This is a genomic window from Ruegeria sp. I3, assembly GCF_056532525.1.
Genome location: NZ_JBQFNI010000002.1, coordinates 817,684 through 827,193 on the forward strand (window position 1 = coordinate 817,684; position 9,510 = coordinate 827,193).

Annotated in this window: 8 protein-coding genes; 4 read left to right on the forward strand and 4 right to left on the reverse strand. The window is 56.3% G+C overall.

The window, feature by feature from the left end:
• The 4 genes from ACR0L9_RS08465 to pyrH all read right to left on the reverse strand — a co-directional run bounded on the left by ACR0L9_RS08465 (nucleotide 1) and on the right by pyrH (nucleotide 3,785).
• Complete coding sequence (locus tag ACR0L9_RS08465; RefSeq protein WP_480895405.1) at nucleotides 1-1,425, reverse strand: cryptochrome/photolyase family protein; 1,425 nt, start codon at nucleotides 1,423-1,425, stop codon at nucleotides 1-3.
• A 47-nt stretch (nucleotides 1,426-1,472) separates the two neighbouring features.
• Entirely contained in the window at nucleotides 1,473-2,699 is a 1,227-nt protein-coding gene (locus ACR0L9_RS08470; protein WP_170817678.1) for an aminotransferase class V-fold PLP-dependent enzyme, read from the reverse strand.
• Nucleotides 2,686-2,895, reverse strand: a complete 210-nt coding sequence (locus ACR0L9_RS08475) for a hypothetical protein (protein ID WP_170626001.1) — start codon at nucleotides 2,893-2,895, stop codon at nucleotides 2,686-2,688. The genes ACR0L9_RS08470 and ACR0L9_RS08475 overlap by 14 nt, the downstream gene beginning before the upstream one ends.
• A 137-nt stretch (nucleotides 2,896-3,032) precedes the next feature.
• Nucleotides 3,033-3,785 (reverse strand): UMP kinase, encoded by a 753-nt coding sequence (pyrH, locus tag ACR0L9_RS08480; protein WP_170393296.1) that lies wholly within the window; start codon nucleotides 3,783-3,785, stop codon nucleotides 3,033-3,035.
• Nucleotides 3,786-3,882: 97 nt separating this feature from the next.
• On the opposite strand from pyrH, the gene miaA reads away from it, so the two are divergent.
• The 4 genes from miaA (at nucleotide 3,883) to ACR0L9_RS08500 (ending at nucleotide 9,443) form a co-directional block, all read left to right on the forward strand.
• Nucleotides 3,883-4,776: a tRNA (adenosine(37)-N6)-dimethylallyltransferase MiaA gene (gene miaA, locus ACR0L9_RS08485; protein WP_170510322.1), complete on the forward strand. Its 894-nt coding sequence runs from the start codon at nucleotides 3,883-3,885 to the stop codon at nucleotides 4,774-4,776.
• A gap of 351 nt (nucleotides 4,777-5,127) precedes the next feature.
• The gene (locus tag ACR0L9_RS08490; protein ID WP_170393298.1) at nucleotides 5,128-6,798 is read left to right on the forward strand and encodes an ABC transporter substrate-binding protein; all 1,671 of its coding nucleotides are present in this window, start codon (nucleotides 5,128-5,130) and stop codon (nucleotides 6,796-6,798) included.
• A 121-nt stretch (nucleotides 6,799-6,919) separates the two neighbouring features.
• Nucleotides 6,920-7,966 (forward strand): ABC transporter permease, encoded by a 1,047-nt coding sequence (locus ACR0L9_RS08495; RefSeq protein WP_170393299.1) that lies wholly within the window; start codon nucleotides 6,920-6,922, stop codon nucleotides 7,964-7,966.
• 13 nt (nucleotides 7,967-7,979) lie between these two features.
• Nucleotides 7,980-9,443 (forward strand): ABC transporter permease subunit, encoded by a 1,464-nt coding sequence (locus tag ACR0L9_RS08500; protein WP_170610323.1) that lies wholly within the window; start codon nucleotides 7,980-7,982, stop codon nucleotides 9,441-9,443.
• Nucleotides 9,444-9,510 lie beyond the last annotated feature (67 nt).

The following is a 9,510-nucleotide window of genomic DNA, read 5'->3' on the forward strand; positions in this document are numbered from 1 at the left end:
TTACTGGTCTTTTCCGGCATTATACGCGCCCAACGCACGGGCGCGGCCTTCCTTCAGCCCCACCACCGGTGCGGGATACATCTGGTCAGGAGAAAGCCCCCATGATCGCGGCACGGCATCAAAATAGGCTAGCGCGGTCGATGGCGGCTCGAATTGGCCCTCGGCAATCCAGCGACGCACAAAACCTGAGTTTGGATCAAACCGCTCGCGCTGTGTGTCGGGATTGAAGATACGGAAATACGGTGCGGCATCAGGGCCGCAACCGGCCACCCATTGCCATCCCATCGCATTTGCAGCTGGGTCCCAGTCGATCAGGCAATCCCCGAACCAGTCTGCGCCGATTTTCCAATGCGTCATCAGATGCTTTGTCAGATAACTCGCGACAATCATCCGAGCCCGATTGTGCATGCGTCCGGTGACATACATTTGTCTTAGACCGGCATCGACAAGCGGAATTCCGGTTCTTGCCTGACGCCACGCGCGCACTTCGGGCGTGTCGGGATCAGTATTCCAAGGGAATGCGTCCCATTCAGGCTTCCAATTGGCACTCAGAAGATGCGGCCAGTGGTACATTAAGTGATATGCGAACTCACGCCACACAAGCTGACGCAGATAGCCTTCACCACCATGCGCCCCGCTTTGGTCGGCGATTTGCACCCGGTGCCAGATTGTACGCGGCCCGATCTCGCCCAGAGCAAGGTATTCTGAAAGATCAGAGGTACCAGATTGATCCAGTTGATCCCGCTGTTCGCGATACTGATCAATACGTTCCAGAAACGCGTCCAGCTGGTCCAGCGCCGCATTTTCGCCCGGGTGGACAAACGGGCGGACCACTGCGGCCCCGCGCTGCATATCCCGATCCAGTCGCCAATCAGACAATTGATCGGACGCAGGCCAGGTCTTCGGCGTCATAAGCCGCGTGGGCGCGGGCTCGGGCAAAGAGACTTCGCGCCCCTGCACTGATCGCCACATCGGAGTGAAGACCCGAAACGGCTGGCCGGTTTTGGTAGCGATCGTCCAAGGCTCAAACAAAAGCTGGCCAGCAAAAGACTGTGCCTGGATACCCTGTTCGGTCAAAGCAGCCTTGATCTGGGTATCCCTGTTGATCGCCTCTGGATCATAAGCCCGCGTCCAGAATACGGAGCCTGCCCCAGTTTCTCTGACCAGTTCACAAAGAACATCCAATGCTTGACCCTGGCGCAGTATCAACTTGCTGCCAAGCTGCTCAAGCCTGCTGGCAAAAGCGTCAAGGCCCAGACCAAGTCGCCATTTCGGCGCGGTACCCAAAGTCTGAACCTGATGATCGAGAACAAATACGGGCACGATGGGTCGACCTGATTGCACCGCCGCGCTCAGCGCCGGATGATCTCCTAACCGAAGATCACGCCTGAACCACAAAATGATCGGAGAATGATCAAAATCCATGTCCGCCCCATGTTTTCTTCGAACTACGAAGCGCCGCAGAAACTGGATCACAAAACGCGGTCAAGCGCCTCCAAAAGCTGATCAATTTCCTGTCGACTGGTGTAGTGTGTAAAGCTAAGGCGCAAGACCCCTTGTTCTGCGTCAACGCCCATCGCTTGCAACGGGCGATGTGCGTAGAAATCACCGCCACCCGCCATGATACCGTGTTTGGAAAGCTCGGCAGCAACAGGCTCGGCCTTCTTATTCAGACTTAACGCAACCGTCGGTGCGCGCCGACTGGCATCAGACGGTCCGATCAGGCGTAGAGCGTTCCGGTCTTTGACCGCGTCCAGCAGAGGTTGCAATAAAGCGACCTCGTGTTCCCGCATCAGATCATGCACAAAGGACCCCCTTGCCGACGCTCCTGTTTCCGGTCCTCCATGATGGGCACAAAGCAGGTCCACATAGTCCGCCATGCCTGCGCTGGCCGCGATCTGAGCATGGTCAGGCCCGGCTGGTGTGAACCGCTTGAAAAGAGTGTCGCCGTTGAAATAATGCGCTTGGTTGGGCAGCAATTCACCCAGAGCTCGTCGAATAACCATGCAACCCTGATGCGGGCCATAGGTTTTGTAGGCGGAAAACAGATAGATATCAGGGCCCAGATCACCGACATTGGGGAACCCGTGCGGTGCGTAAGAAACCCCGTCGACACAGGCAAAAGCACCCGCAGCATGTGCGATTGCGGTGATTTCGGTGACCGGGTTGATTTCCCCAACGACATTCGAGCAATGCGGAAAGCACACCAGCCGCACTTTCTCGTCCAGCAAATTCTCCAAATCTTGCGGGTTCAAAGACCCACTCTCCGGATCAATCTTCCATTCCCGAATTTCGATCCCCTCATCGGCCAATCGCCGCCAGGGCCCCGAGTTTGCTTCGTGGTCCTGATTGGTCACGACAATCGCTTCGCCCGGCTGCATCCACTGCCGGAATGCCTGAGCCAGTACATAGGTGTTCTGCGTCGTCGAAGGGCCAAAGCTCAGCTCATCTGTTTCCACCCCCAATATCGCGGCAAGTCGCGCTCGTGCTTCGTCCATTTCCGCGCCACCCGCACGGCTCGCCTCATAGGGCGCGTAGGGCTGAACCTTTCGCTGGGTGTAGAACCGGCTCAACCGATCAAGCACAGGTTTGCAGGTATAGGATCCACCTGCATTCTCAAAAAAGGCCTGTCCTTGAAGGCTGGGTTCCGAAAAGGCCGGGAACTGTGCCCGAACGAATTCAATATCAAGAGCGCCCATCGCATCTCTCTCCCTTATCATGCACTACAGTCCGGGTCGTTGCCCGCGCAAAGTCCGGACATCCCCGAAAACAAGGCAGGTCTTCCAGCCCAGCCGCAGGTCCTTGGAACGGGTAAGGATCGACGGCAGCCCCCATGATGGCCTCATCACCACCAGCAGACCCGGCCAGATAGCCAGAGGCAGAAGGTTGGGTCAAGTGATTGCGTTAATGGTATTTTTTGCCGCCACGCAATGCGTGCACTGACGAAGTCATTGGCCCACGCGGGGCTTAGTTTCTTTTAGGTAGGAAAGTGCCGGGCAGAGATGCCCGGCTCAGTGTTGCTCAAATCAGCATTAGCCCTGAACTTTGGTATAAGTCCCCTCACCCGCCAGGATGCCGCGGAACCCGCCGGGTTCATCCAGACCGAAAACGATCAGTGGCAGATTGTTGTCGCGCGCCAATGCAATGGCCGATGCGTCCATCACGCGCAGCCGCTTGGCCAAAACATCGTCATAAGAAACCTGATCATAGCGCACTGCATCCGCGTGCACCTTGGGGTCTTTGTCATAAACGCCATCCACACCGTTCTTGCCCATGAAGATCGCCTGACACGCCATTTCGTTAGCACGCAGAGTCGCAGCGGTATCGGTGGTGAAATAGGGGTTCCCGGTTCCTGCGGCAAAGATGCAAACCCGCTTTTTCTCAAGGTGACGAACAGCACGGCGGCGAATGTAGGGCTCGCACACCTCATCCATCCGAATGGCCGAAATTACACGTGTAAAGACCCCTACCCCCTCCAGAGCGGATTGCATCGCCAGCGCGTTCATGACAGTCGCCAGCATACCCATGTAGTCGGCTGTCGTACGCTCCATCCCCTGCGCCGAACCAGACAGACCACGGAAGATATTGCCACCACCGATGACCATGCAAATCTCAACACCAAGATCATGAACCGATTTGACCTCTTGCGCGATGCGCTGAACGGTGGGCGGATGCAGTCCGAATCCCTGATCTCCCATCAGCGCCTCGCCGGAAATCTTCAACATGACACGGTCATATGTTGTTTTTGGGGTCTCGGTGGTCTCGACGGAAGGGGAAAGGCTCATGTTGCGCTCCGGGCTGGCACGGGGTTATTTTCCGGCGCAAAATGAAGCAAAACCTCCGCAGGTTCAATGCGGATAGTCAGGAACGGGGCAACCAGTCATGGCCGACAACTCTGAGAACCGGCTTTTGGCGCAATTGCCGTCGATTCCCGATGACAAACCTGTATTGATCGCCGGGCCCACTGCCTCGGGTAAATCGGCGCTGGCGCTGTTGATCGCCGAGCGTTTCGGAGGCGTGATTGTCAACGCCGATGCCAGTCAAATCTATGACTGCTGGCGTATTATCTCGGCCCGACCCTCGCCCGAGGATGAGGCCCGCGCACAGCACCGTTTGTATGGGCATGTTGCCTATGACCAGACCTATTCGACTGGTCATTGGCTGCGAGAGGTCACGCCGATGCTGTCGCAACGCCCTCGTCCGATAATCGTCGGAGGGACCGGTCTGTATTTCACAGCTCTGACCGAGGGGATGGCCGATATCCCTGCAACCCCGCCGGAAATCCGGGAACACGCGGATAAGTTGCCGTTGCAAGAACTGATCGCGGGTTTGGACGGTCTGACCCTGCAGAGGATCGACACCCAAAATCGCGCGCGTGTTCAGCGCGCCTGGGAGGTTCAGAACGCAACCGGGCGATCCCTTTCGGATTGGCAGGCTGACACACCCGCCCCGATACTGGATATTCAAAACACGGTACCGATTGTTTTCGACGCCAGAAAAGACTGGCTTCTGGATCGCATCAACCGGCGGTTCGACCTGATGTTGGACCAAGGAGCTATAGAGGAAGTGGAGGCCATGCGCGATCGCTATGACCCCTCTTTTCCCTCCTGTAAAGCGATCGGCGTTCCGGAGCTAATGGGCTACCTGGACGGCCGCATGACACTGGATGAGGCGCGCGAAAAAGCGACGATCGCGACACGTCAGTTTGCCAAGCGCCAACGCACATGGTTCCGTGCGCGCATGAAGTTCTGGCATCACCTTGACGCTGCGTGTTGAAGGCTGCAGTCGCCGGAGACGATAAAGCCTAATATAACAACGCTTTAATCAGCACTATGGTGAGAGATAGATATGTATCCATCTATCCGTTACAACGCGACTCGTTTCCTTTCACATTGAAACTTTCCGAACCTCACTTTCTGCCCGGATGTCGTTTTTGTACCATCTATGACGATTTCCAACATTGACGCAGGGAAAAAACTGGTGCCGAATGCGGCTATGGGGATGTTGATAAATCGTAAATCTAAGCCCGTGGCCCTACCAACCGAGACCAAACGGTCCCTGTAGTGCCCGGCTCTATCAATCAGAAACACGAAATCTAAAAAAATTATGTGTCACAGGGAGACATCTATGGAAAACCAGACAATCAACGGAAAGCCGATGCATTGGGCGGCAGAGATGCACGCCAAGGAATATCGTGAGGGCAATCTGAGCCGTCGTGAATTTCTGGCCCGTGTAACCGCGCTGGGCGTTGCCGTACCGACGGCATATGGCATGATTGGCCTGCAGTCACCGGCAGCCGCTGCCGAACCTCAGCGTGGCGGCACCATCCGCTATCAAATGGAAGTGCGCGCACTGAAAGATCCGCGCACATATGACTGGACGCAGATCGCAACCTTCACGGCTGGCTGGCTGGAATATCTTGTCGAATACAATAATGACGGCTCGTTCAAACCCATGCTGCTGGAAAGCTGGGAAGCCAATGATGACGCCACTGAATACACGCTGAACGTCCGCAAAGGTGTGAAGTGGAACAATGGTGACGATTTCACTGCCGAAGACGTAGCTCGCAATATCGAAGGTTGGTGCGACGGGTCTCTGGAAGGGAACTCAATGGCCTCGCGCATGGCCTCACTGATGGATGAGAGCACTCAGAAAGCCGCAGATGGCGCCATCACCGTTGTCGACTCGCATACAGTCAAGCTGAAGTGCAACGCGCCGGATATCACGATCATCCCCGGCATGGCAGATTATCCGGGTGCAATCGTACACAGCAGCTTTGATGCAAATGATATGCTGTCCAACCCAGTTGGTACGGGTTTCATGATGCCCGAAAGCCATGAGGTCGGCGTGAAGGGCGTACTGGTCCGCAACGAAGGCTTTGACTGGTGGGGCTACGAAGCTGGTAAAGGCGGCTATATCGACCGGATCGAATTCATCGATTATGGCACTGACCCTGCTGCTTTCCTGGCCGCCTATGAGGCCGAAGAGATCGATATGAACTGGGAATCGGTTGGCGAGTTTGTCGACATCTTTGACAGTATTGGCCTTGTCCGCTCGGAAATCCCGTCGGGCTTTACCATTGTCATTCGCCCCAACCAGCTGGCTGAAGACGCCGATGGCAACAAAATCTATGGCGACAAGAGGGTCCGTCAGGCCCTTGCCATGGCAGTTGACAACGCCGTCTGCCTTGAACTTGGCATGTCCGGCTACGGCATCACCGCCGACAATTGTCATGTCGGCCCGATGCACCCCGAGTACGACTCGGCTGTGACGCGTATCCCTTACGATCCGGCAGGCGCAAAGGCGCTGATGGACGAAGCGGGTATGGGCGATTTCGAACACGAAGTGCAGTCGATCGACGATGACTGGCGTCGCAATACCACGGCTGCGGTAGTGGCTCAGTTGAACGATGCGGGCATCAAGGCAAAGCACACGGTTCTGCCCGGTTCGACATTCTGGAACGACTGGACCAAGTACCCGTATTCCTCGACCAACTGGAACCACCGCCCGCTGGGCACGCAGGTTCTGGCACTGGCGTATAAGTCGGGTGTCGCTTGGAACGAATCTGGTTTTGCCAACGAAGAGTTCGACAAGCTGCTGGCCGAGGCGAACTCGATCGCGGATGTCGATATGCGCCGTGAGGTGATGGCGAAGCTGCAGGCGATCATGATCGACGAAGGCGTGGTCATCCAGCCCTATTGGCGGACCGCGATGCGTCACCACCGCGACAATATGGTCGGTGTCGAAAAGCACATTGCGGACCTGCCGCAGCTTTATAAGTTCGGCCTAACTTCCTAAGCCGAAACCTACAAGGGCCGCGCCGAACTGGCGCGGCCCTTCGTCCTCAATACGGCGACCAGAATAATAGCAACGCGTGGGGCGAAATGCCTGTCACGCCAGCCGATCAACAGGGGCTAACATGGGACTTTTCATTCTAAGGCGTGTGGGGATTATGCTGCTTACAGCGTTGTGCCTGACATTCCTGGTCTTCTTCCTTACCAATCTCTACCCGAACCTGGAAAAGCTTGCGAAGACGCAGGGCAATTTCCGGATGTCTGATGAACAGGTCGAAAGCTATCTAGAGAAAAACGGCTACCTCCAGTCCACGCCGATCAAATACGGTGAATGGCTGGGTGTCCTGCCCTCGTTCCGACACACAAATGAGGACGGAACCGTTCAGGGTAGATGTATCCTGCCAGGCAAAACTGCCGAGGAATCTCCGAATTTCTGCGGTATCCTGCAGGGGTACTGGGGATATTCAACTGTCTTCAAGGAAGAGGTCTCTACCGTTGTTGGCAACCGGCTGGCACTGACCGGACGGCTGATGTTCTGGGTGATGCTGCTGATGGTCCCTTCGGCACTCATTCTGGGCATCCTGGCCGGGATGAAGGAAGGTTCGGCCACTGACCGGACGCTTTCAACCTTTGCCATCACGACGACGGCGACCCCAGAATACGTCTCGGGCGTTATCTTCATAGCGATCTTCACATCCTCCGCCGTAGGTTTGAAATGGTTCAAAGGCACCGCCACGCAAGCGATGGAGAACCCGACGTTCGAGAACTTCTTCCTACCAGTTCTGACCATCGCGCTTTACGGGATGGGCTATATCGCCCGGATGACCCGCGCCTCAATGACCGAGGTGATGACGGCGCAATACATCAGGACGGCGCGTCTGAAAGGCGTGTCATTCCCGAATATCGTCATGAAACACGCGCTGCGCAACGCGCTTATCGCGCCATTTACAGTCATCATGCTGCAGTTCCCATGGCTGCTGAATGGTGTCGTGATCGTCGAGACCCTGTTTAACTACAAGGGCTTTGGCTGGGCGCTTGTACAGGCAGCGGGCAACAATGACATCCAGCTGCTGCTGGCGATCTCGGTCGTGTCGGTCTTTGTGGTGCTGGTGACGCAGCTGATCTCGGATATCGGCTATGTCTACCTCAACCCGCGCATCCGCATTTCGTAAGGAGGGATAGATCATGGAACCACTTACCTGGACCGGCTCTATCGCCTTCCTGAACCCGCTGTTGATGCTTTCGTTGGGACTGATGCTTTTGTCCATCGTTGTCTGGATGCTGGCAAGTATCGTGCTGCCTGAAGATCAGATGATTGTGAATGCCGATGGGACGCTCAGTTCGAGCTCTGGCCTGAGAATCCTGATACAATCGGCGCTGCGCTATAGCTTTCTGGCAAGTGTGGGAATCGCGGTGGCGTACATTGTCCTTGGCATCCTGATGGGGACCAGTGCTGGCATCATCGGCGCTATCTCTCAGCAGTTTCTGCCCGTCTGGCTGTCGCTGATCATTCTTTATGCGATGTCGATTGCGTTCAAGCGCAAGCTGGGCCTTTATGGCAAGCTGTTCGACAGCCCCATTGGTATGATCGGCTTTGGCCTTGTGATGTTCTGGGTGTTCACCGGCATATTTGGCGCACTCGATCTGATCGTAACCCACGATCCCCTATCGCAGGTCTCGGGTATGAAGAACAAGGTGCCGGGCACCCCGCTTCCCAATCTGGAGGACGGTCAATACGCTTGGTATTTGCTGGGTGGAGATAACCTCGCGCGCGACGTCTTTAGCCGTATGGTTAAAGGTGCCTGGATCGTCGTGCAGATCGCGCCGCTGGCGACGATGTTTGCCTTCATGGTCGGTATCACTCTGGGTTTACCCGCAGGCTACTATGGCGGGCGTCTGGATACGCTCCTGTCATTCCTCGCGAACCTGATCCTGGCCTTTCCCGTGATCTTGCTGTTCTACCTTTTGGTAACGCCCGAGATCGTAGCGACCGGCGTGCCGAACTATATGGCGGCGATCCTTTTCGTGTTCCCGATCATCTTCCTCGGTGTTCTGCTGAATTCGCGTTTCTATACGCGTCCCAGTTTTCGAACGCCTTTGTTGATCGGGGTTCTGGGTGTTGCGCTCTGGCTCTACCTGTCGCTGATTTCGACCGGTGGCTACATCATCAACACCGACAGCTACCGCATCTGGGGTCTGCCGACCTACCTTGATCTGTTCGATATTCCAGGCGGTATTCTGGTGGTGTTCGTCTCGGTGGTCTTCGTGAACTCTCCGACCGTGTTCCGCATCGTGCGCGGACTGGCGCTGGACATCAAAACTCGCGACTATGTGGCTGCGGCCCAAACCCGCGGCGAGGGTCCATGGTACATCATGCTGTGGGAAATCCTGCCCAACGCGCGTGGTCCGCTGATCGTCGATTTCTGCCTGCGCATCGGCTACACGACCATCCTGCTTGGAACCTTGGGTTTCTTCGGGCTGGGGCTGCCACCGGAAAGCCCGGACTGGGGCTCGACGATCAACGAGGGGCGCAAGCTTCTGTCGATCTATCTACATCCCGCACTGCCGCCCGCGCTGGCATTGCTGTCGCTGGTTCTTGGCTTGAACCTGCTGGCGGATGGTCTGCGCGAAGAAAGTCTGAAGGACTGATTGTGATCGAGGTCAAAGGAGCACTGAGCCCGCGCCCCCCCCGACCCTTACCCTGTATATGTCAGTC

Bases quoted from the DNA above. Each gene is read 5' to 3' on its own strand.
- ACR0L9_RS08465 (WP_480895405.1), bottom strand. From the start codon at position 1,425: ATGGATTTTGATCATTCTCCGATCATTTTGTGGTTCAGGCGTGATCTT.
- ACR0L9_RS08470 (WP_170817678.1), bottom strand. From the start codon at position 2,699: ATGGGCGCTCTTGATATTGAATTCGTTCGGGCACAGTTCCCGGCCTTT.
- pyrH (WP_170393296.1), bottom strand. From the start codon at position 3,785: ATGAGCCTTTCCCCTTCCGTCGAGACCACCGAGACCCCAAAAACAACA.
- miaA (WP_170510322.1), top strand. From the start codon at position 3,883: ATGGCCGACAACTCTGAGAACCGGCTTTTGGCGCAATTGCCGTCGATT.
- ACR0L9_RS08490 (WP_170393298.1), top strand. From the start codon at position 5,128: ATGGAAAACCAGACAATCAACGGAAAGCCGATGCATTGGGCGGCAGAG.
- ACR0L9_RS08495 (WP_170393299.1), top strand. From the start codon at position 6,920: ATGGGACTTTTCATTCTAAGGCGTGTGGGGATTATGCTGCTTACAGCG.
- ACR0L9_RS08500 (WP_170610323.1), top strand. From the start codon at position 7,980: ATGGAACCACTTACCTGGACCGGCTCTATCGCCTTCCTGAACCCGCTG.